Genomic DNA, 20,780 nt, shown 5'->3' with positions numbered 1-20,780 from the left:
ATGAGCATATATTCGCTAAACAAACACTTAACAGAGTGAACCGTATTTACACGAACTATATGCGTCGGTTGTTCCGGAAGGGGGATTTTCACCTGTCTTTGCTATGGCATGAGTTGCGGGGCATAAGCCTGACCGTTGCGCAATTCAATTGCACGGCGCCGGCAATAACATTGCGTCGCGGAACCGGCTGAGACCCGCGGGGCGCTCACCGCCGCTCCCTGAAGAATCCCCGCAGCAGCGCGCCCGCCCGTGTTTCCCCGATGCCGCTGTAGACCTCCGGCACGTGGTGGCAGGTGGGCTGAGTGAAAAAGCGCGGACCGTGGTCCACCGCGCCCCCCTTGGGATCATAGGCACCGTAATAGACCCGCCGGATGCGGGCGAAACTGATCGCCGCGGCGCACAGTGCGCAGGGTTCCAGAGTCACATACAGGTCGCAGCCGGGCAGGCGGGGCTGGCCGCGGGCGGCGCAGGCCTCGCGGATCGCCAGCAACTCGGCATGGGCGGAGGGGTCGCACAGCTCCTCGGTGCGGTTGCCGGCGGTGGCGAGGACGGTGCCCGTCGCGGGGTCGACGACGACGGCGCCAACCGGCACCTCGCCACGCGCGGCGGCGGCCTCGGCGGCGGCGAAGGCAAGGTCCATATAGCGGGGAGACGGCATGGCCGGGCAAGGTGCCAACCCCGCCGGGAGCGCGTCAACCGGATTCCGGCGTCCGGGCACTGGACTCGTGTTGCGGGCGGCGCGTCCAGGCCCTATGGTCCGGCCATGGACCGCTCCGATACCGCCAAGAAATCCAAATCCGCCGCCACCCCTGCCGCCGGCCCCGCCGCCGACGGCGGCGAACGCATCGCCAAGCGACTGGCGCGCGCCGGGCTCTGCTCGCGCCGCGACGCCGAACGCTGGATCGCCGAGGGCCGCGTCGCGGTCAACAGCCGCGTGCTCGACAGCCCCGCCTGCGTGGTGCGCCCCGGCGATATCGTGCAGGTCGACGGCAAGGTCATTCCGGAGCCGGAGCCGGCCCGCCTGTGGCGCTATCACAAGCCGTCGGGGCTGGTTACCACCGCCCGTGACGAGAAGGGGCGCGAAACCGTCTTCGACCGCCTGCCGCCCGAGTTGCCGCGCGTGGTCTCCATCGGCCGTCTCGACCTGACGACCGAGGGGCTGCTGCTGCTGACCAACGATGGCGAACTGGCACGCTTCCTGGAACTGCCGGCCACCGGCTGGACCCGCCGCTACCGCGTGCGCGTCTTCGGCGAGGTGGACGAGCGGCAACTGGCGGCGCTGGAGAAGGGGCCGACCATCGAAGGCGTCAAGTACGGCCCGATCGAGGCCGCGCTGGACCGCATCCAGGGCCGCAATGCCTGGCTGACCGTCAGCCTGAAGGAAGGCAAGAACCGCGAGATCCGCAAGGTCATGGAGTCGCTTGGGCTCCAGGTGAACCGGCTGATCCGCGTCGCCTATGGCCCCTTCCAACTCGGCAAGCTGGAGGAGGGCGCCGTCGAGGAGGTGCCGAAGCGCGTCGTCCGTGAACAGATCGCCCCCTTCTTCGGCACGCCCGAAGGGGCGGAGCCTGCCGAATCCGGGACCAAGCAACGCGCGAAGGCACGCGCCGATGCGGCGGTGAAGGCCGCTCCGGCGAAGGCGGCTTCCGGCGGCCGTCCGACCGGCAAGACGGATGCGAAGGCGGACGCCAAAACCGCTCCGAAGCGCGCGCCGCGCTCCGCCACCAAGCGGCACGAGGCCGAAGCCGCCCGCACCGAAGAGGCCAAGCCGGCCCGGCGCGGCGCATCGACCCGTGGCACCCTGTCGCTGGGCGGTGGTGCGGCGGCCAAGCCGGGTCGTCCCGGCAAGCCGGAGGGCGCGCGGTCCGACACCCGGCGGCCCGACGCAGGCCGGTCCGAGTCCCCGCGCTCCGAAGGCGCCCGTTCGCGGGATGCCAAGCCCCGGGAGGCTAAGCCGAGAGACGGCAAGGCTCCGGGCTTCAAGGCGGCCGAGTCCAAGGCGGCAGGACCCAAAACTGCGGGTCCCAAATCCGCCGGCCCGAAGGGGAACGGCCCGAAGGGTGCCGGCCCGGCGCCGCGGGGCGGGCCGAAGGGTGGCGGCGACAGGTCCGGTGGCGGTGCCGGCGGACGGACGGAGCGCCCGCGTGCGGATCGTCGGCGGTAAGCATCGCGGCCGCAGTCTGGTGGCGCCGGGCGGGCGCGACACCCGCCCCACCACCGACCGCACCCGGCAAGCCATCTTCAACATCCTGGCCCATGCCGACTGGGCGCCCGAGTTCGAGGGCGCCGCGGTTGTCGACGCCTTCTGCGGCACCGGCGCGCTGGGGCTGGAAGCCCTGTCGCGCGGGGCGTCCTGGTGCGGCTTCCTCGACATGGGCCGGCCGGCGCTGGACGCCGTGCGCGCCAATGTAGAGGCGTTGCGCGAAGCGGCGAACGCTCAAATCCTGCGCGCCGACGCGACCAAGCCACCCCCGGCGTCCCACGCCTGCACGCTGGCCTTCCTCGACCCGCCCTATGGCCAGGGGCTGGCGCCGCGCGCGCTGGAGGGGTTGCTGCGCGCCGGCTGGCTGGCCGACGGCGCTCTCGCGGTGGTTGAGGTTGCCGATCGCGACCCCTTGCCTCTTCCCGACGGTTTCACGGCGGTCGATGAACGCCGCTATGGCGACACCCGCGTCGCCTTCCTGACGGTCCGCCGCCCGGCCTGACCGCAGGGACGAATACCGCGGCCCCCTCCCCGGGGTCGCCGGTCCGCTGTTTCAATCCCCCGAGTTTCATTTTTTGCCGACCATGCCCAAAGGCCGGTGGTGACGCATCCCTTGCGTTCCAAGACGGACATCCGTGTTTTTCCATCATGCGGAAAGACGAAACGGACTGTTGAGTTCCAAAACAATCCGAGCAAAAAATCATGTGTCGCCGATGCGGTTCCTTATGGAAACGGCGGCATCTATCTATCTCCTAAGACTGCACACCCTCGTTCGAGGGGGCCGTGCAGGTACCGGCACGGCTTCTTTTTGCAGAACCTACGTCAAAGCGGGTGAACCGACACAAGAACCGGTGTGGACCGGGCATCCGGCGCGACGCGAATTGTAGCTTTTACTTTGTCTGACTGTATGCATACGGCGTCGATCCGTCCGTCGGTGTCTTTTTGTCCCCGGTTTTGGCATACCAGATTACATATCTGGCATTCCTAAATCGGGACAATCGAACTCCGAGCGATTGTCGGCATCCGCGCCGAGTTCCGGAAAGGAACCGTCAGCAAGAGCGGTCCGTCCGGGTCATTCCGCAATCGTGATTGGCGTGCCGGTCCCCGGGAGAGGGGCCGCGCCGCCGGCTCAGGCAAGTTAAACGGGAGGCACGATGGCTCATATGAATTCACAACCGGCGGCATCGGCGCCGCCGGTGACCGATGCGGTCCGCTGGACGCAGATCGTCGTCGGCATCGTCTGCATGGTGGCGGCGGCCAACATCCAGTATGCCTGGACGCTGTTCGTCCCAGAAATCCAGGCAACCCATGGCTGGACGCGCGCATCGATCCAGACCGCCTTCACCATCTTCGTCGTCGTGCAGACGTGGCTGACGCCGATCGAGGGCTATTTCATCGACAAATACGGCCCCCGCGTGATCGTCGCCGCCGGCGGCTTCTTCACCGGCCTGTCCTGGATCATCGACAGCTATGCCGGCACGCTCAGCATGCTGTATGTCGGCTCGGCCATCGGCGGCATCGGCGTCGGGTGCGTCTACGCCACCTGCGTCAACAACGCGCTGAAGTGGTTCCCGGAAAAGCGCGGTCTGGCGGTCGGCCTGACGGCGGGCGGCTATGGCGCCGGTTCGGCGCTCACCATCCTGCCGATCTCGGCGATGATCCACAGCAGCGGCTATCAGTCGGCCTTCTTCTGGTTCGGTCTGGTGCAGGGCGCCATCATCATCTGCGCTGCGCTGTTCCTGCGCATGCCGCAGAAGGAGCAGGTCAAGGCCTCCACGAAGGTCGCGCAGACCCGCCGCGACTACACGCTGGGCGAAGCGGTCCGCACGCCAGTGTTCTGGGTGATGTGGGCGATGTTCATCGGCACCGTCACCGGCGGCCTGATGGCGGTGGCCCAGCTGGGCGTCATCGCCCACGATCTGGGCGTGAAGGAAGCCCCGGTCAGCGTCTTCGGCCTGACCATGGCGGCTCTGCCCTTCGCCCTGATGCTGGACCGCGTGATGAACGGCATCTCGCGCCCGCTGTTCGGCTTCATTTCGGATCACATCGGCCGTGAGGCGACCATGTTCGTCGCCTTCACGCTGGAAGGCGTCGGCATCATCATGCTGAGCCGCTTCGGCCACGACCCGATGATGTTCCTGATCCTCAGTGGCATGGTCTTCCTGGCCTGGGGCGAAGTCTACAGCCTGTTCAGCGCCACCTCGGCCGACACCTTCGGCACCAAGCATGCCGGCAAGATCTACGGCGTCCTCTACTGCGCCAAGGGTGTCGCGGCGCTGCTGGTGCCGATGGGCAACCTGCTGATGGAAGCCACCGGCACCTGGGCGACCGTGCTGTACGTCACGGCCACCATGGACCTGACCGCGGCGGCCTGTGCGCTGCTGGTTCTGAAGCCGATGCTGGCCCGACACCATGCCCGCAACGCCGAACTGGCGCGCCGTGCCGAGCAGGGTGAAACCGGACATTCCGTCCCGGTCGGGGCCGCCGCCAGCACCGCCAACGGGTAAGGGGACGGTTGGGGGGCTGGTTCAGGGAACTGGCTGATGAAAGCGGGCCGGGGATGCGCAAAGCACCCCGGCCCATTTCGTCGGCCGCATCATTCATTCGATCCAGAAAGGGCGGTCCTTGGCCTTGTCGGACTTCGCCTCATTCTGGGCCGCCTGCTGGAAGCGGTCGGAGGAGAACAGGATGCCCGGCTCTTCCTCCGTCTCGTCCTTCTCGGGCTCGATCACGGTGAAGCCGCCGCGGCCGCTGGCCATATAGACGGCGTGGCCGATCATGCCGGTCAGCGCGAGGAACAGAAGGGCCTGGGTCTCGATCATGAGGAAAACGTCCTTATCGGGGAGGGGAGGGCGTCGACAGGAACAACAGCGCATGTCCGCAAACGGCATCCCCCGCGGACGGCGATCGCCCACGGTGACGGCCAAGTCATGCTGTGCTGCAACATAAGCAAACTGGCATGCCACCGCAAAAAGTTTTGCATGCCAGATGCCGGATGCCTGACCTGCAACTTTGCCGCAGGGCCTCATACCGCCAAAGACCGATCCTCCGGCGCAACCAAACCGGCCCTGCCGCTGTTCCCCGCCTGTCGGCCCCGCTTTGGGCCGGGGATCGGCAAAAGGGATGGAGCGGCCATGATCCGGGACCTTTGGTACAAGAACGCGGTCATCTACAATCTGTCGCTATCGACCTTCATGGACGCCAACGCCGACGGCATCGGCGATTTCCAGGGGCTTTTGCGCCGATTGGACTATCTGCAGGGGCTGGGGGTGACCTGCCTGTGGCTGGGGCCGTTCCAGACCTCGCCGATGAAGGACGGCGGCTATGACGTCGCCGATTACTACAGCGTCGATCCCCGCTACGGCACGTTGGGCGACTTCGTGGAGTTCACCCATGCCTGCGAACAGCGCGGCATCCGCGTCATCATCGATCTGGTCATCAACCACACCTCCGACGAACATCCCTGGTTCAAGGACGCCCGCAGCGATCCCGACAGCAAGTATCGCGACTGGTATGTCTGGTCCGACAAGAAGCCGGAGAATGCCGACAAGGGCATGGTCTTTCCCGGCGTGCAGAAATCGACCTGGACCTATGACCGCGAAGCGAAGGCTTGGTATTTCCACCGCTTCTACAAGTTCCAGCCCGACCTGAACACCTCGCACCCGGAGGTGCATGCCGAACTGCTGAAGATCATGGGCTTCTGGATCCAGCTGGGCGTCGCCGGGTTCCGCATGGATGCCGTTCCCTTCATCATCGCGGAGAAGGGAGCGGACATCGCCAAGCCGAAGGAGCAGTTCGGCATGCTGCGCAGCTTCCGCGAATTCGTGCAGTGGCGGCGCGGTGACGCCGTGCTGCTGGCGGAGGCCAACATCCTGCCGGAGGACGACCTGGAATATTTCGGCGAGGACGGCGACCGCTGCCACATGATGTTCAATTTCCAGGTCAACCAGCACCTGTTCTATGCGCTGGCCACCGCCGACACCGGGCCGCTGGCCAAGGCGTTGGAGATCACCAAGCCGCGCCCGGCCACCGCGCAATGGGGCTGCTTCCTGCGCAACCATGACGAGCTCGACCTCGGCCGGCTGACCGACGAGCAGCGCCAGGCAGTCTTCGCCGCCTTCGGGCCCGAAAAATCCATGCAGCTCTATGACCGCGGCATCCGGCGGCGGCTGGCGCCGATGCTGCACGACGACCGGCGGCGGATCGAGCTGGCCTACAGCCTGATGTTCACCCTGCCGGGGACGCCGGTTATCCGTTATGGCGATGAGATCGGCATGGGCGACGACCTGTCGCTGCCCGAACGCGAGTGCGCCCGCACGCCGATGCAATGGTCGGACGAGCCGCATGGCGGCTTCACCAAGTCCGACGAACCGGAAAGCCCGGTCATCAGCGGCGGCGTCTTCGGGTTCGAGCGGATCAACGCCGCGATCCAGCGCCGCGATCCCGAATCGCTGCTGAACTGGACCGAGCGCATCATCCGCATGCGCAAGGAGTGCCCGGAAATCGGCTGGGGCGACTTCCGCATCCTGAAGACCGGCCGGCCGGAGGTGCTGGCCCTGCGTTATGACTGGCGCAACAACGGCGTGGTGGTTCTGCACAACCTGTCGGACAAGCCCTGCGAGATCGTGCTGGACGTGGACGGGCACGGCGAGGCCTGCCGGCTGGTCAACCTGCTGTCGGAGGACCACAGCGAACCCGACGCCGAGGGCCGCCACCGTCTGGTGATGGAGGCCTATGGCTATCGCTGGTTCCGGGTCGGCGGGCTGGATTACCTGCTGCGCCGGACGGAGGCGGACGTGAAACCGGGCAAGTCGGTCTAAGCGACGTCCAGCCGGGCCGGTCCATCCTCGTCGCTGCGGTCATAGGCGGACCGGGCTTCCAGCATCTGAGCGATGTGGGTCTCGGCCCACACGCGCAGGGGCACCAGCGTTTCGGCCAGCGTCGCGCCCAGCGGCGTGATCGAATATTCGACGGTGACCGGCACGGTGGCGAAGACCTTGCGGCTGACCAGCCCGTCGCGCTCCAGGCTTTTCAGGGTCTGCGACAGCATTTTCTGCGAGATGCCCTCGATCTCGCGGCGCAGCTGGTTGAAGCGCATCGGCCCGCTTTCCAGCAGACCGAGGATCAGCACCGTCCATTTGTCGGCGATCCGGTCCAGCGCTTGCCGCGTCGGACAAGCGGAGGCATAGGCGTTTCCATCCTGATCGGTTCCGCACTGGTGCATGACAAATCCCCCGGCCGCCGGCTGCCCGCGGTTACGCACGGGTGACCATGTAACGAAAAGGTGCCTTCTTTACACCAGATTTCCAACCGGCCATCAAGTCACCATTGGAAACCTGGTGAAAGGACACCCGCCATGAAGATCGCCATCATCGGTGCCGCCGGCCGCGCCGGCAGCCGTATCCAGGCCGAACTGCTCCGCCGCGGCCATAGCGTGACCGCCATCGTCCGTGACCCCACCAAGGTCGCCGCCGCCCCCGGCCTGACGGTGAAGGCCGGCGACGGCAACGATGCCGGGACGCTTGCCCCGCTGCTGGCCGGCCATGACGCGGTGGTCAGCGCCGTGATGTTCCTGATGAGCGATGCCGACAGCCTGATCGGCGCGGTGAAGGCATCGGGCGTGCCGCGCTATCTGGTGGTCGGCGGTGCCGGCAGCCTGGAGGTCGCCCCCGGCGTCCGCCTGATCGACACCCCGGATTTCCCGGACCTCTACAAGGCCGAAGCCAGCAAGGGCGCCGAGTTCCTCGACCGTCTGAAGGCCGAGCCAGACCTGAACTGGACCTTCCTGTCGCCTTCCGCCGAGTTCGTGCTGGGCGAGCGCTCCGGCAAGTTCCGCCTTGGCGACGACGCGCTGCTGGTGGACGGCGCTGGGCGCAGCTGGATCAGCTACGAGGACTTCGCCGTGGCGCTGGTCGACGAAATCGAAACGCCGAAGCAAGAGCGCAAGCGGTTCACGGTGGGGTACTGAGGGTAGGCGGGCGGCGTTCGAAAAGGGCGCCGCCCGTTGTGTTGAGGAAGTCGAGTCAGGCTGCCCGCTGGACGGGATAGTCGCGCACCAGGATATCGACGGGGATATGCAGGCCTTCCGCCAGTCGTCGGATCATCGGCAGGGTCAAGGCACGCTTGCGATTCAGGATCTCGGCGACCCGGGCGCGGCTGCCGATCATCGGTTCCAGATCGTGCCGGGTCAGCCCGCGCTGTTCCATCATGAACTCGATGGCGCTGATCGGATCGCTCGGCGGGATCGGGTGGTTCGCCTCTTCATAGGCCTCCACCAGCATCATCAGGATTTCGAGCCGCGCACCGTCGGCGGTGTCGGGATCGGCGCCCCACAGGCGGTCGATTTCCTCCAGGGCGGCGGCGTGATCCTGATCGGACCGGATCGGGCGAATATCCATGATTACACCGTCCTCACGTCGATGGAGTCGTATTCCCGATGCGTACCGACCCATTTCACATAAACCGTGCGGTACCGGTAATCGATCCCGGCAACGAGCCGGTATTTGTTGCCGGCGATGTTGAAGACCACCTGGTCACCCACGAAAGACGCTGAGCGGAACTGAGCCTTGACGGCTGCCGTATCCGGCCAGTCGACGTTGCGAACCACGTTGAACCAATCCGTCAACGGCGCCTCGCTGTCACCCCGACCGGGCATTTCCCAATGCTCCCGCAGAGTTCGGCGTGAAATGATCCTCATGGAGGGAGCTTACATGTGCTCCCGTGGTGGGAGCAACCCCTACCTCCGCCCAAACAGCCTCTCAATATCCGCCAACTTCAGCTCCACATATGTCGGCCGCCCGTGGTTGCACTGTCCGCTGTGCGGCGTCGCTTCCATCTGCCGCAGCAGGGCGTTCATCTCGTCGACGCTCAGCGTGCGGCCGGCGCGGACGCTGCCGTGGCAGGCCATCGTCGCGCAGACCTCCTCCAGGCGCTCCTTCAGCGACAGGGCGTCGCCCAGTTCGGACAGTTCTTCGGCAAGGTCGCGGATCAGGTTCTTCACGTCGGACTGGCCGAGCAGGGCCGGCACTTCGCGCACCATGACGCAGCCGTGGCCGAAGCCCTCGATCACCAGACCAAGCTCGGCCAGTTCGGCGCTGCGAGCCAGCAGGCGGTTGGCGGAGGGTTCGTCCAGCTCGATCAGTTCGGGGATCAGCAGGGCCTGACGCTTCACTCCACCGTCAAGCAGGGCGGCCTTCATCCGTTCATAGACCAGCCGTTCATGGGCGGCGTGCTGGTCGACGATGACGATGCCCTCGCGGGTCTGGGCCACGATGTAGGTGGTGTGGACCTGCGCCCGTGCCGCGCCCAGCGGGTGGCTGTCGGGCGGCGGCTCGGGCTTCTGCGCCGACGGGTCGGGGGTGCGGTATTCCGGCGGGCGGGCGCCAGGGGCGAAGCCGTTGCCGAAGCCGCTGAGACGGCCTTGCAAGGGCGGCAGGCCAGTCTGGGTCGGTGCCTGGAAGGCGGCGGAGCGCTCCGCCAGACCGCGCGGCACGGCGGTCGGCGTATAGGAGCCACCCCAACTCCCACCCGACCCGCCGCCGGAACGTCCGTAGGGGAGGGGGGAGGGGGTGAAGCCGCTGTCGCTCTCGCCGGACTGTTCTGGCCGAAGGGCGCCCAGCGTGGCGAGGCCGACGGTGGTGGAGGCGCGGTGGCCGGCCTCGGCCAGCGCGTGTTTCAGCGATCCGACGATCAGGCCGCGCACCAGACCCTGGTCGCGGAAGCGCACTTCGGCCTTGGCCGGGTGGACGTTCACGTCGACCTCCTGCGGGTCGATGTCGAGGAACAGCGCCAGCATCGGGTGGCGGTCGCGCGGCAGGAAATCGGCATAGGCGGCGCGCACGGCACCGACCATCAGCTTGTCGCGCACCGGGCGGCCGTTGACGAACAGGTGCTGGTGCTTGGCGGTCGGGCGGTGCAGGGTGGGCAGGCCAATCCAGCCGGCCAGCGACACGCCCTCGCGCTGCGCCATCACCGGCACGGCGTTCTCCTGGAAATCGCGGCCCATCAGGGCGCCCAGCCGGGTCAGCCGGGCGTCCAGCAATTCGCCCTGCGCCGCGCTCAGCCGCAGGCCGCCGCGCCCGCCGTCGCTGAGGGTGAAGGCGACGCCGGGATGGGCCATCGCCAGCCGCTCCAGGCAATCGGCGATGTGGTCGTATTCGGTGCGCGACGCCTTCAGGAATTTCAGCCGGGCCGGCACGGCGGCGAACAGGTCGCGCACCTCGATCCGTGTGCCCTGGGCCAGCGCCGCCGGCTGCGGCGATCCCTTGGCGCCGGCATCCACCGTCAGGCTCCAGGCGCTGTCGGCGCCGCGGGCGCGGCTGGTGATGGTCAGGCAGCTGACGGCGCCGATGGAGGGCAGCGCCTCCCCCCGGAAGCCGAGCGAGCGGATGTCGAGAAGATCGTCGCCCGGCAGCTTGGAGGTGGCATGGCGTTCGACCGCCAGCACCAGCTCGTCCGCGGTCATGCCGCAGCCGTCGTCGGTGACGGCGATCAGCGATTTGCCGCCGTCGCGCGCCACAACGTCGATGCGGGTGGCGCCGGCATCGATGGCGTTCTCCACCAGCTCCTTGACGGCTGCGGCGGGACGCTCGACCACCTCACCGGCGGCGATGCGGTTGACCAGTGTTTCGGGAAGCAGTCGGATCGGCATGCCCATAGATATAGTGGCAGCCGGCGCGCGGCACCACCATCTTCGGCCATGTTTGCGCGCTTACAGGCCCTTCAAGGCCTTCATGTAGTCGACCAGCTTGCGTTCGTAGAAGGGCTGCGGCGACTGGTAGCGGGCGACGAGGCCGGCCTCTGCGGTCAGCTTCACCACGATACCCATGCAGGACACGTCGACCGGATCGCCGCCGATGTCGAACTGCAGGCGGAAGTCGAACTTCTGCTTGGCGATCAGGTCGCCGTCATAGGGACGGATGCGGAAGGAACCGAGGACGAACTCCTCCGGCACATATTCGTGGTGGTCGATCACGATCTTGGGCAGGGAGGACGGGCGCTCCTTGCGCGGTTCCGCGGCGGCCTTCGTGCCACCCGGTTCCTTGTTGCCTCCGGAAAATCTCGACAGCCAAGACATGAAGAGCGACGTCCCCTCGTTTCGAAGACCTGAAACCGTGCCGACATATTCCGACAGTTTCGGCGCCATATCCTTTAACAACGGTTAATGACGTAAGCATCGGTTACGGCATGGAAATTTCCGTATTCAGGATCCGCTTCGACGGTGATGTCGCTCGACTTTCAGGGTTCCACCACCCTGCCGTCATGGCCGGGGGCGTGCTACGGTCGACCCTCGCCTTGCCGCTGCCCGTTGGGGAGGGTCCGCCATGCCGCTGTTGCCGGTGATCCGCGATTTCGCCGCCGAGGCCTCGGACCCACGCCGCTATGCGGCGCTGGACGGCGGATGGTCGCTGGCGGTGGCCGACGTCACCGGCAGCACGCAACTGGCCGGGCAGGGCCGTCACCGTGACGTGAATTTCGTCGCCGCCGGGGTGGTCGCGGTGCTGTCCGACGCTGTACGGGTCGGGCAGGAGCAGGTGGCCTGCCAGTTCGGTGGCGACGGCGCCATCGCCGCGGTGCCGCCGGGGCGGGAGGACGCGGCACGGGCTGCGCTCTCGGCGCTTGCCCACTGGTCGGCGGAGGTGATGGACGTGCCGTTGCGCGTCGGGCTGGTGCCGGTGCGGGCGCTGCTCGACCACGGGCTTGAGGTGATGGCCGCCCTGCACGATGTCGGCAATGGCAACAGTTTCGGGCTGTTCCTGGGCGCCGGGGTGGTGGCCGCCGACGCCTGGGTGAAGGAGGATGCGCGCTGGCGCCTGCCGCCGCGGAAAGGGCCGCTGCCCGGGCTGGAGTCGGTGTCCTGCCGCTGGAACCCGGTGCCGCCGAGGCGCGGAACCGTGCTGTGCGTCATCGTCGATGCGGTCGATTCCGGTGCGGCCGGGCTGCTGGAACTGGCCCGCGTCCAGCGCGCCATCGAGGCGATCGTGCCCACCGCCGGCGCCGCTCCGCTGGGGGTGGGGGAGCGGCTGGAGGCGCGCTGGCCGCCGGACTGGCGCGCCCTGCTGATGGAGGCGCGCGGCGGTCGGGACGGCGCCGGTTTGGGCACGCGCATCCGGCGGGTGGGCAAGGCTCTGGCCGGGTCGGGGCTGCTGGTCCTGCTGCTGAAACTGGGGCTGACGCTTGGCGGCTTCGATCCGCAGCGCTACCGCCGCCACATGGCGGAGCGTACCGATTTCCGCAAATCGGCCGGCGGGCCGCGGCTGGTGCTGGACGTGACGGAGGGGGAGGCGGACGCGATCGAAAGGCTGCTGGCCCAGGCGGCCCAGGCCGGCTCGATCCGCTACGGCACCGCACGGGCCGATGCCACCACCGTCACCTGTCTGGTCGGCGATGTGACGGCCGACCGCCATGTGCATTTCGTCGACGGCGCCGGGCTGGGTTTCTGGCGCGCCTCGGTCATGCTGAAGGCGATGAAGGCGCGGGAAAAGGCTGGGCAGGAAGGCGGGGCGGCGAAGGGGATGGAAACCGCCGCCCCGAACTGAATTGGCGGAAAGTGCCGCAGGACCGAGATCAGAACCGTCCGGCCACGCGCCGGCCGGTATCGTCCGACGGCACGATCTCGGTTCCGATCGGCCAGAGAGCCAGCAGCGCAAGCTTCAGATGCGCCCAGGCGAAGGGCAGGCCAATGATGGTGATGGCAAGACCGACCGCCGAGATCAGATGGCCAAGCGCCAGCCACCAGCCGGCCAGCACGAACCAAACGACATTGCCGACGAAGCCCAAGGCGCCTGTGCCCATGTCTTCGCGCCCGCGGAACTCATCCCGGCGTACGGCGGTTTGCCCAAAGGGGAGCAGGGTGTAATGGGCGATGGTCAGGGCGGACCGGGCCCAGGGCAGGCCGACGATGGACAGAGCCATCAGAACCGCGGCCAACAGCCAGCCCAGCGCCATCCAGATGCCGCCCGTGACCAGCCACAGCAGGTTGAGGAGAAGACTGAGCAGAGACATGACACGAAACCCTCCCTTTCGCCGCAGATGTGGGGACGGTCGCACCGCGCGCCTAGAGGCGGGCCTTTCGAACCGTGGCCTTTCGGACTTTGGACACTCCAAAGATGGAGCACCCCGTCCGGCGGCGCGAAAGAGGGGGTGGTGTATGCCATCCATGCCTTGAACCGTATCCGTTCGGTCCACAGATCCGGTACAGGCATCATGACGACGCATCCGGACGGGTCCTTCGTCGGCAGCATCGCCGGCGGGCCGCCCGTTTCCGGTTCACACGGATCGGAGGCCGCATGAACGAGGCTTTGAACACCGACTCCGGCGCCGATGCGCCGAACGTCCCGGGCGACGGCGAATCGCTCTCGCCGGTGGTCGCTGCCATCCTCGGCACCGCCGTCGCGGCGGCGGCCAAGCGCGGCGGCAACGGCGATGTGGTCCGCGGGCTGATCGCCGGCCTGCGCATCCTGCGCGCCACCGTCGAGGAGGAGGCCGGCTACACCATGGCCGCCGCGGTCGACAACGCCATCCGCACCCGCCTGCTGGCCGACAACCTGTCGCGTCTGCGTGTCAGCGGGGAGAAGCCACAGGCCATCCCATTGCCGGACCCCGGACCGGGTGCCAGCGCCGCGGCCGCCATCTTCGAAAGCGCCGCGGAATCCTGCCTGACCGTGAATGCACATGCCGAGGACAACGGGCCTCTGGAACATGCGGTCTTCGCCTTCACCGCACAGTTGCTGCAACAGTTGGGTGGAGCGCCGGAATGGCGCAGCCTGTCCGGCGAGCTGCGCCGCCCGCTGGCGGTGGCACCGGATGGCGAGGGGGAGGAGGTGACCCTGCATTGACCGATCGCCTTGCCGGCCGGCGGCCTGTGGTCCGGACATGTCGGCAAGTCTTGGAATTTGCTTTGCTTTTGTCGTGTTTCGGCGGCGGCTGAAACCTTTTGCGGGCAGGGCGGCTTTTCGGGCCGTGTTAAGGTTTCTGCCCGATTTATCGTACGGGACGATTTGGGTTCCGCTTCGTTAGGGTTGGCTTCGGCGATGGGGCAGTCCCATCGCGGAACGCCAGCACCGGGGACCGCGACCGTGTTCTTTCACACCCAGCCTTCCACCGTCCGCGCCGGACGGGCAGATGCCGCCCGCTTTCCGGTGACCGGCTTGGCCGTGGATGGGACCGTGGACGGGGCCTTGAAGGGGGTGGGCGACCGCACGGCCGACCGTGCCGGCGATCCATCCGGACGGCGGGTGATCTTCCTTCATCCCGGCAAGGGGGCGTGGTGGCGCCTGTTGGACCATGTGCCGAAGGGCCAGGAATGGCTGACCGTGCCGGCGTCGGCCGGGGCGGCGATCCTGTCTCCCCTGCTGGTTGAGCGTGGCGGGCGCCGGCCGGTGCTGGTGGCGGGGGCGGTGACGGCGCCGCTCGCAATCGCCGCGGCGCTCGATTACCCGGAGCGGGTCGGTGGCGTGATGATCGTCGACGATGTCGGGGCCGAATCGCCGATGCGACGCCGTTGGAATGCGCTGGCCACCCGTTTCGGTTGGGCGCTGCCGGCGGTGCTGTCCGGCGATCTGGGAGAGCTTGTTTCCGAATTGCCGGCGGTGCGGGTGCCGGTGACCCTGATGCAGGGCAGCGACCCGGCCGGCCTCTTCGCGCGGCTGGAGGACGGGCTGACCGGCTGCCGGACCTTGACGGTCGTCGCGGTGCCCGACGCCACCGCCGTCCGCCCGCGGACCCATGCGGCCGAACTGCGCGGCGCGCTGCTGGCGCTGGTCTCCGCAGTGGAGCGCGCCCAACGGTAAGAGGGCGGTAGGAGAAAAGAGGCGGTAGCGGACCTGCGCGGTGCAGGTCCTCCCGATCACAAACCCTGGCGTCACAAACTCTGGGCGGTAAGAGCGGCCTGGGTGCGGTTGCGGACGCCGAGATGCCGCAGGATCGCGGTGACGTGGACCTTCACCGTGCCTTCCGTCAGCCCCAGCTCATGGGCGATCTGCTTGTTGGATTTGCCGTCGCGCAGGCGGGCCAGAACGTCGCGCTGGCGTGGCGTCAGCTGGTCGCCGTTGCCGTTCCCCAGCGCCGTGGACTCGTCCATCGTGTCGCCGGAGCCGCTCCCGCCGTGGCCGCCATGCATCTGCTCGACACGATCGCCGCCGCGGATCGCCTGTTCGGGAAGATAGATGCCGCCGGCAAGCACCAACTGCAGCGCACCCAGCAGAACCTTGGCGCTGGAGGATTTCGGGATATAGCCGGCGGCGCCGTTCTCGAGGGCCGCCAGCAGGTCGGAGCGCTTCTCCGATCCCGACACCACCACCAGAAGCGCCTTCGGCAGGCTGGCATGGATGTCGCCCAGCGCCGAGAAGCCGGTCCAGCCCGGCATCCCGAGATCGAGCAGGATCAGGTCGAAGGGTCTGGTGCCATCGCACAGCGCCCGCACCTCGTCATAGGTGCTGGCTTCGAAAAACGTCATGTCGGCGTCGAATTGCGCCAGCAGCCGGCGCAGACCGTCTCGGAACAGCAGGTGATCGTCGGCGATCAGCACGTTCATCGCGGGCATTTCCAGAAGGTTGCGGCGATCCGACACCGGGATGGCGTCATCGGCCCGGACGTTCACATAGGAACGCCCGTTCTGACGCTGTAGTTCGCTTTTGGTCTTAGACCGCTTCCTCTATGCCCGTCGCACTTTCCTGGCCGAGGGGCAGGGTCGCACCTCAAATTCAGTGCTCCGGAGACGGAAAAGCACTGCAAAAGGCAACGCTCCGCTCCGCCGACCGCCTGCCCCGGATGGATGGGGCGGGCGGCCAGGACGGAAGGCGGGCGAGACCTTTTGGCAGAGCGGTCGAATGGATCAGACGGTGGCGGCGACGCCGGCCTCGGCAGTCTGGTCACCGATGCCGTTGTTCAACGCCCAGATGGCGGCCTGGGTGCGGTTGGAGGCGTTGATCTTGCGCAGTAGGCTCTTCAGGTGAACCTTCACGGTGGCTTCCGTGATGTTCAGGTGGTTGGCGATCATCTTGTTGCTGTTGCCGTTCAGCAGGCAGCGCAGGATCTGAACCTCGCGCTGCGACAGCCCCTTGCGGCGGGTCGGCAACTCGGCGCCCATGTCCTCGGTGCGGCCATTGACCAGCAGCTCGGCCAGATGGGTCGGGAACACCTTCTCGCCCATCATCACCAGCTTCAGCGACTGCATCAGCGCCTCGCAGGCGATGTCCTTCAGCAGATAGCCGCCGGCGCCGGCGCTCAAGGCCGCCGACAGCCGGCGGGTTTCCAGATCATTGGTCAGGATGACGACCTTGATCGACGGGTGGTTCTCACGCAGCGTGCGCATCGCATCGACTTCCTCGTCGGCGCCGCTCGGCAGGTCGATCAGGATCAGGTCGGGATTGGTGCCGGTGCCGAGCGCCGACAGGCCCTCGCGCAGGCTGCCGGCCTCGCCGACGACGTTGAAGGGCGTGCCTTCGAACAGGCGCTTCATGCCTTCACGGAAAAGCTTGTTGGCGTCGATGAGGAAAACGTTGATGGGATCCATGGTCTCAGCCCGCCTTTTGTTCCGTTCGGATCGATGTGGCGCCGATTGGCGCTTCGGAGGCATCCCCGACCTTCCGCTCCTGCGTCCGGCCCACTCACCCTCAGGGTTCGGGGGTGCCTCGTTGTGATCCATAGATACCCCCGATTTGCGCCGCGCAAAATTTCGCTTAGGTAAATTTCGCGTCGAGCAATGGGCATATGCCGTAAGCCTGCATAAGACAAGATGCGGACATAAATCAGCTCGCATTGGTCAGGTGGAATAACTGTCTGTGACAGAAAAGGGGAAATCGTTAACCTGACCCCTGTGACTTCGTCGGGACACTGAACTACAGCGGCGATGGACTGTCATAGCGAATGGATCCGGTGGATCAGGACTATGTCATCGCCCGTTGGTTGGAGTCCTACATCTCAACAGCTCGCCGTTCGGCATAAGCGTGGGCGCCGAGGCACGCGGTTCCCGAAGGGGTGAGGGGCTTCTCACGGGGGGTCGTGCCGGCCGGCTCTGTGCTGTATACGTTCTGACCGCAAGACAGCATTCGCATGCTTGAGCGGAATTTCGTTCATCCCCGGACCGGGACGCCATGTCAGACGCTTTTGATGATGATCCGCTGAGCCACGCCGCTCCTGCCGCAGCCGTTCCCGCTGCTGCGCAGCGCTTCGCCTATCTGGACGGGCTGAACCCGACCCAGCGGGCGGCGGTGGAGGCTCTGGACGGTCCGGTCCTGGTGCTGGCGGGTGCCGGCACCGGCAAGACGCGGGTGCTGACCACGCGGCTGGCCCATCTGCTGATGACGCGGCGCGCCGCCGCCTTCCAGATCCTGGCGGTGACCTTCACCAACAAGGCCGCCCGCGAGATGCGCGAGCGTGTCGCCCATCTGGTGGGGATCGAGCCGGAGGGCTGGTGGCTCGGCACCTTCCACGCGCTGGCCGCCCGCATCCTGCGCCGTCATGCCGAACTGGTCGGGCTGAAGTCGAACTTCACCATCCTCGACACCGACGATCAGGTCCGCCTGATCAAGCAGTTGCTGGAAGCCGCGAACATCGATTCCAAGAAGTGGCCGCCCCGTCAGGTGTTGGGCGCCATCGAGCGCTGGAAGGACCGCGGCCTGACCCCCGACCGTCTCGGCGACGCCGACGGCGGCGATGTGGCCGGCGGCAGGGTGGTGGCGATCTACCGCGCCTATCAGGAGCGCCTGCGCACCCTGAACGCCTGCGACTTCGGCGACCTGCTGCTGCACAACATCACGATCTTCCAGAACAATCCGGACGTGCTGGCGGAATACCACCGCAAGTTCAAATATGTTCTGGTGGATGAGTACCAAGATACGAACGTCGCACAGTATCTGTGGCTGCGGATACTCTCCCAGGCGCACAAGAACATCTGCTGCGTCGGGGACGAGGATCAGTGCCTGATCGCCGGCACGCCGGTGACCATGGCCGATGGTAGCCGGCGGGCCATCGAAGAAATCCAGGCCGGCGACGCCATCCTGTCCAACTATGGAAGCGGCGACCTGCGGCCGGCCATCGTCGCGCGGACCCATGTCAAACAGTATCGTGGCGAGGTCGTGGTCATCCGGACCAGCGCCGGCCGCCGCATCGTCAGTACGCCGGAGCATGTCCACTTCGCCGGCTATCGCCTCGGGCTGACGCCCCAGACCTACTTCACCTACCTGATGCACAAGGAAGGGATCGGCTGGCGGCTCGGCACGTCGCAGGTCTATACCGCGGGGCAAGTCAAGCCGATGGTCGGGTTCATGCAGCGCCTGCTGCAGGAACGGGCCGACGCGCTTTGGATCGTCGGAACCCACGCCAGCGAAAACGACGCGCGGGCCGACGAATACATCACGTCCCTGCGCTATCAGATTCCAACCCTCCCGTTTGTGCCGCGCAAGGGCAGGTCGGAGAATGGGCTGGTTCAGGATGCCGCCTATCTGTCGAAGGTCTTCACGGCCTTCAACACCGACGAGAGCGCCGCACGTCTTCTGGCCGACCGGGGTCTGCCGGCGGACCATCCGCATCACCGCCCTCGCTCACGCAATGCCAGCCGGCGAAACGTCGTGGTGACGCTGTGCGGTGACCGGCGCGGCCCCACTCCGATGCACCGCATTTCCATCGTCGGCAACGACGAGCCGGGAAGTTCCGCGCTGAAGGAGCTTGGCTTCAGCGTACGGGCTGCCAAAGCCGGATCCGACAGCTGGCGCGTGGAAACTGCGAACAAGGATTATGACCAGTTGATGGGCGAGGCGGAGCGGGTCCGCAACGCTTTCGGTTCGGCGAACCTGATCCGCGTGGCGCGGCTGGGGACCAATTTGGGCGACGTGACGGAGGCGAACTCCCTTCCGTTCACGCCTGCCGCTTCGGTCCTTCCGGGCATGGCGATGTTCGCTGAGGATGGCAGTTACGACATCGTCGCTTCGGTGGAGCGGGAATTCTACGAAGGCACGGTTCACGATCTGGATATCGAGTCGACGCATAATTTTTCCGCCGATGGCATCTTCACCCATAATTCCATCTACGCCTGGCGCGGTGCCGAGATCGGCAACATCCTGCGTTTCGAGACCGACTTCCCCGGCGCCACCATCATCAAGCTTGAACAGAACTACCGCTCCACAGGCCATATCCTGGCCGCAGCCTCCGGCTTGATCGCCAACAACCAGGGGCGGCTGGGCAAGACGCTGTGGACCGAGGCCGACGGCGGTGAACCGGTCAAGGTCAAGGCGGTGTGGGACGGCGAGGAGGAGGCGCGCTGGGTCGGCGAGGAGATCGAGACGCTCCAGCGCAAGGGCACCTCCCTGGCGCAGATCGCCGTGCTGGTCCGCGCCGGCTTCCAGACCCGCGAGTTCGAAGAACGCTTCATCACGCTCGGCCTGCCTTACAAGGTGCTGGGCGGCCCGCGCTTCTACGAGCGGCAGGAAATCCGCGACGCGCTGGCCTATTTCCGCGTGGTCAATTCCGGCGACGACGACCTCGCCTTCGAACGCATCGTCAACCTGCCCAAGCGCGGCGTCGGCCCGGCGGCGATGCAGTGCCTCTACACCGCGGCGCGGGCGCAGGGCATCCCGCTGACCGAGGCCGGCTGGGCGCTGACCGAGACGGACGAGCTGAAGCCGAAGCTGCGCGCCACCCTGCGCGGGTTGCTGCAGGACTTCTTCCGCTGGCGGACGCTGATGGCGACGGTTCCGCACACCGAGCTTGCCCGCACCATCCTGGACGAATCCGGCTACACCCGCATGTGGCAGGAGGACAAGACGCCCGAGGCGCCCGGACGGCTGGAGAACCTGAAGGAACTCATCACCGCCATGGCGGAGTTCGAGAACCTGCCGGGCTTCCTGGAGCATGTGGCGCTGGTGATGGAGAATGCCGAGGCCGCCGGGATCGAGCAGGTGACGGTGATGACCCTGCACGGCGCCAAGGGGCTGGAGTTCGACCATGTCTTCCTGCCGGGCTGGGAGGAGGGCGTGTTCCCCAACCAGCGCGCGCTGGACGAGACCGGCATCGCCGGGCTGGAGGAGGAACGGCGGCTGGCTTATGTCGGCCTGACCCGCGCCCGTCGCCGCGCCTATGTCAGCCATGCCGCCAACCGCCGGCTCTACGGCAACTGGGTCAGCGCCGTGCCGTCGCGCTTCGTCGAGGAAATCCCGCAGGACAATGTGGAGGCCGAGGCCGCCAACGGCCTGTTCGCCGGCAGCGGCGGCCGTGGAAGTTTCGGCGGCGGTTTCGGCGGCGGGGCAGGGGGGTATGGCGGGGCCGGTGGATTCCAGTTCCGCGGCTCCACCCGGCAGGCGCCGGCGCCGAAGACCATCACGCTGGACCAGGGTGCCTATGCGGTGGCGGCGCGCGCGCGGCCCGATGCGCCCTTCGCCAAGGGGGCGCGGGTCTTCCACCAGAAATTCGGCTACGGCACCGTCGTCGCCGTGTCGGAGGACAAGCTGGAGATCGACTTCGATCATTCCGGCAGCAAGAAGGTGATGGACAGCTTCGTCGTGCCCGTCGAGAAGGCGGGCTGATCCGTACTGGACGGGTTGCCGCAGTGTGACGGCCGTCACAGCCGCGGCTGCCGGTG

Annotated in this window: 19 protein-coding genes; 9 read left to right on the top strand and 10 right to left on the bottom strand. The window is 67.0% G+C overall.

The features are described 5' to 3' along the window. Positions 1-205: 205 nt before the first annotated feature. Positions 206-658 (bottom strand): nucleoside deaminase, encoded by a 453-nt coding sequence (locus tag ACCD06_RS12500; protein WP_413340988.1) that lies wholly within the window; start codon positions 656-658, stop codon positions 206-208. Between the two features lie 105 nt (positions 659-763). Between ACCD06_RS12500 and ACCD06_RS12495 the strand changes: the two genes are divergently transcribed. The 3 genes from ACCD06_RS12495 (at position 764) to oxlT (ending at position 4,710) form a co-directional block, all read left to right on the top strand. Next, entirely contained in the window at positions 764-2,164 is a 1,401-nt protein-coding gene (locus ACCD06_RS12495; protein WP_413340986.1) for a pseudouridine synthase, read from the top strand. Further along, positions 2,145-2,705, top strand: a complete 561-nt coding sequence (rsmD, locus tag ACCD06_RS12490) for a 16S rRNA (guanine(966)-N(2))-methyltransferase RsmD (RefSeq protein WP_413340984.1) — start codon at positions 2,145-2,147, stop codon at positions 2,703-2,705. Before ACCD06_RS12495 ends, rsmD begins: the two co-directional genes overlap by 20 nt. Before the next feature lie 661 nt (positions 2,706-3,366). Further along, entirely contained in the window at positions 3,367-4,710 is a 1,344-nt protein-coding gene (gene oxlT / locus ACCD06_RS12485) for an oxalate/formate MFS antiporter (RefSeq protein ID WP_109073893.1), read from the top strand. Between the two features lie 93 nt (positions 4,711-4,803). Here oxlT and ACCD06_RS12480 read toward each other — a convergent pair whose 3' ends face one another. Beyond that, entirely contained in the window at positions 4,804-5,025 is a 222-nt protein-coding gene (locus tag ACCD06_RS12480) for a hypothetical protein (protein WP_109073892.1), read from the bottom strand. A 312-nt stretch (positions 5,026-5,337) separates the two neighbouring features. Between ACCD06_RS12480 and ACCD06_RS12475 the strand changes: the two genes are divergently transcribed. After that, entirely contained in the window at positions 5,338-7,023 is a 1,686-nt protein-coding gene (locus ACCD06_RS12475) for an alpha-amylase family protein (RefSeq protein WP_413340981.1), read from the top strand. Here ACCD06_RS12475 and ACCD06_RS12470 read toward each other — a convergent pair. Beyond that, entirely contained in the window at positions 7,020-7,427 is a 408-nt protein-coding gene (locus ACCD06_RS12470) for a winged helix-turn-helix transcriptional regulator (protein ID WP_413340979.1), read from the bottom strand. The two genes, ACCD06_RS12475 and ACCD06_RS12470, sit on opposite strands and share 4 nt — an antisense overlap. Positions 7,428-7,559: 132 nt before the next feature. Between ACCD06_RS12470 and ACCD06_RS12465 the strand changes: the two genes are divergently transcribed. After that, complete coding sequence (locus ACCD06_RS12465) at positions 7,560-8,171, top strand: NAD(P)-dependent oxidoreductase (RefSeq protein WP_413340977.1); 612 nt, start codon at positions 7,560-7,562, stop codon at positions 8,169-8,171. 55 nt (positions 8,172-8,226) lie between these two features. Here ACCD06_RS12465 and ACCD06_RS12460 read toward each other — a convergent pair whose 3' ends face one another. The 4 genes from ACCD06_RS12460 to ACCD06_RS12445 form a co-directional block, all read right to left on the bottom strand. After that, entirely contained in the window at positions 8,227-8,601 is a 375-nt protein-coding gene (locus ACCD06_RS12460) for a helix-turn-helix domain-containing protein (RefSeq protein WP_109073888.1), read from the bottom strand. Positions 8,602-8,603: 2 nt separating this feature from the next. Continuing rightward, positions 8,604-8,858, bottom strand: a complete 255-nt coding sequence (locus ACCD06_RS12455) for a type II toxin-antitoxin system HigB family toxin (protein ID WP_413340975.1) — start codon at positions 8,856-8,858, stop codon at positions 8,604-8,606. Between the two features lie 81 nt (positions 8,859-8,939). Continuing rightward, positions 8,940-10,853 (bottom strand): DNA mismatch repair endonuclease MutL, encoded by a 1,914-nt coding sequence (gene mutL / locus ACCD06_RS12450; RefSeq protein ID WP_109074073.1) that lies wholly within the window; start codon positions 10,851-10,853, stop codon positions 8,940-8,942. A gap of 60 nt (positions 10,854-10,913) precedes the next feature. Beyond that, entirely contained in the window at positions 10,914-11,279 is a 366-nt protein-coding gene (locus ACCD06_RS12445; RefSeq protein ID WP_109154207.1) for a hypothetical protein, read from the bottom strand. A gap of 247 nt (positions 11,280-11,526) precedes the next feature. Between ACCD06_RS12445 and ACCD06_RS12440 the strand changes: the two genes are divergently transcribed. Then, positions 11,527-12,741, top strand: coding sequence for a DUF3095 family protein (locus tag ACCD06_RS12440; RefSeq protein WP_413340972.1), 1,215 nt, complete (start codon positions 11,527-11,529; stop codon positions 12,739-12,741). 28 nt (positions 12,742-12,769) lie between these two features. On the opposite strand, the gene ACCD06_RS12435 is transcribed toward ACCD06_RS12440, so the two are convergent. Further along, positions 12,770-13,207, bottom strand: a complete 438-nt coding sequence (locus ACCD06_RS12435; RefSeq protein WP_109073884.1) for a YccF domain-containing protein — start codon at positions 13,205-13,207, stop codon at positions 12,770-12,772. Positions 13,208-13,491: 284 nt separating this feature from the next. Here ACCD06_RS12435 and ACCD06_RS12430 point away from each other — a divergent pair, with 284 nt between their 5' ends. Further along, complete coding sequence (locus ACCD06_RS12430) at positions 13,492-14,040, top strand: hypothetical protein (protein ID WP_413340969.1); 549 nt, start codon at positions 13,492-13,494, stop codon at positions 14,038-14,040. Positions 14,041-14,280: 240 nt separating this feature from the next. After that, on the top strand, positions 14,281-14,994 hold the full coding sequence (locus ACCD06_RS12425; protein ID WP_413340967.1) for an alpha/beta fold hydrolase: 714 nt from the start codon (positions 14,281-14,283) through the stop codon (positions 14,992-14,994). Between the two features lie 71 nt (positions 14,995-15,065). Here the strand turns inward: ACCD06_RS12425 and ACCD06_RS12420 are convergent, their stop codons facing one another. Then, positions 15,066-15,737 (bottom strand): LuxR C-terminal-related transcriptional regulator, encoded by a 672-nt coding sequence (locus ACCD06_RS12420; protein WP_109074072.1) that lies wholly within the window; start codon positions 15,735-15,737, stop codon positions 15,066-15,068. A gap of 300 nt (positions 15,738-16,037) precedes the next feature. Beyond that, complete coding sequence (locus tag ACCD06_RS12415) at positions 16,038-16,718, bottom strand: LuxR C-terminal-related transcriptional regulator (protein ID WP_109073881.1); 681 nt, start codon at positions 16,716-16,718, stop codon at positions 16,038-16,040. A gap of 580 nt (positions 16,719-17,298) precedes the next feature. Between ACCD06_RS12415 and ACCD06_RS12410 the strand changes: the two genes are divergently transcribed. Continuing rightward, positions 17,299-20,724 carry a UvrD-helicase domain-containing protein gene (locus ACCD06_RS12410; RefSeq protein ID WP_413340965.1) on the top strand — a complete coding sequence of 1,142 codons (3,426 nt, stop codon included), beginning with the start codon at positions 17,299-17,301 and terminating at the stop codon, positions 20,722-20,724. The last annotated feature ends 56 nt before the right edge of the window (positions 20,725-20,780 follow it).

The sequence above is a fragment of the Azospirillum sp. CT11-132 genome (assembly GCF_047302835.1).
Taxonomy (GTDB): Bacteria; Pseudomonadota; Alphaproteobacteria; order Azospirillales; family Azospirillaceae; genus Azospirillum.
This window is presented reverse-complemented; position numbering and strand designations above follow the sequence as displayed.

Bases quoted from the DNA above. Each gene is read 5' to 3' on its own strand.
- ACCD06_RS12500 (WP_413340988.1), bottom strand. From the start codon at position 658: ATGCCGTCTCCCCGCTATATGGACCTTGCCTTCGCCGCCGCCGAGGCC.
- ACCD06_RS12495 (WP_413340986.1), top strand. From the start codon at position 764: ATGGACCGCTCCGATACCGCCAAGAAATCCAAATCCGCCGCCACCCCT.
- oxlT (WP_109073893.1), top strand. From the start codon at position 3,367: ATGAATTCACAACCGGCGGCATCGGCGCCGCCGGTGACCGATGCGGTC.
- ACCD06_RS12480 (WP_109073892.1), bottom strand. From the start codon at position 5,025: ATGATCGAGACCCAGGCCCTTCTGTTCCTCGCGCTGACCGGCATGATC.
- ACCD06_RS12475 (WP_413340981.1), top strand. From the start codon at position 5,338: ATGATCCGGGACCTTTGGTACAAGAACGCGGTCATCTACAATCTGTCG.
- ACCD06_RS12470 (WP_413340979.1), bottom strand. From the start codon at position 7,427: ATGCACCAGTGCGGAACCGATCAGGATGGAAACGCCTATGCCTCCGCT.
- ACCD06_RS12465 (WP_413340977.1), top strand. From the start codon at position 7,560: ATGAAGATCGCCATCATCGGTGCCGCCGGCCGCGCCGGCAGCCGTATC.
- ACCD06_RS12460 (WP_109073888.1), bottom strand. From the start codon at position 8,601: ATGGATATTCGCCCGATCCGGTCCGATCAGGATCACGCCGCCGCCCTG.
- ACCD06_RS12455 (WP_413340975.1), bottom strand. From the start codon at position 8,858: ATGCCCGGTCGGGGTGACAGCGAGGCGCCGTTGACGGATTGGTTCAAC.
- mutL (WP_109074073.1), bottom strand. From the start codon at position 10,853: ATGCCGATCCGACTGCTTCCCGAAACACTGGTCAACCGCATCGCCGCC.
- ACCD06_RS12445 (WP_109154207.1), bottom strand. From the start codon at position 11,279: ATGTCTTGGCTGTCGAGATTTTCCGGAGGCAACAAGGAACCGGGTGGC.
- ACCD06_RS12440 (WP_413340972.1), top strand. From the start codon at position 11,527: ATGCCGCTGTTGCCGGTGATCCGCGATTTCGCCGCCGAGGCCTCGGAC.
- ACCD06_RS12435 (WP_109073884.1), bottom strand. From the start codon at position 13,207: ATGTCTCTGCTCAGTCTTCTCCTCAACCTGCTGTGGCTGGTCACGGGC.
- ACCD06_RS12430 (WP_413340969.1), top strand. From the start codon at position 13,492: ATGAACGAGGCTTTGAACACCGACTCCGGCGCCGATGCGCCGAACGTC.
- ACCD06_RS12420 (WP_109074072.1), bottom strand. From the start codon at position 15,737: ATGAACGTGCTGATCGCCGACGATCACCTGCTGTTCCGAGACGGTCTG.
- ACCD06_RS12415 (WP_109073881.1), bottom strand. From the start codon at position 16,718: ATGGATCCCATCAACGTTTTCCTCATCGACGCCAACAAGCTTTTCCGT.
- ACCD06_RS12410 (WP_413340965.1), top strand. From the start codon at position 17,299: ATGTCAGACGCTTTTGATGATGATCCGCTGAGCCACGCCGCTCCTGCC.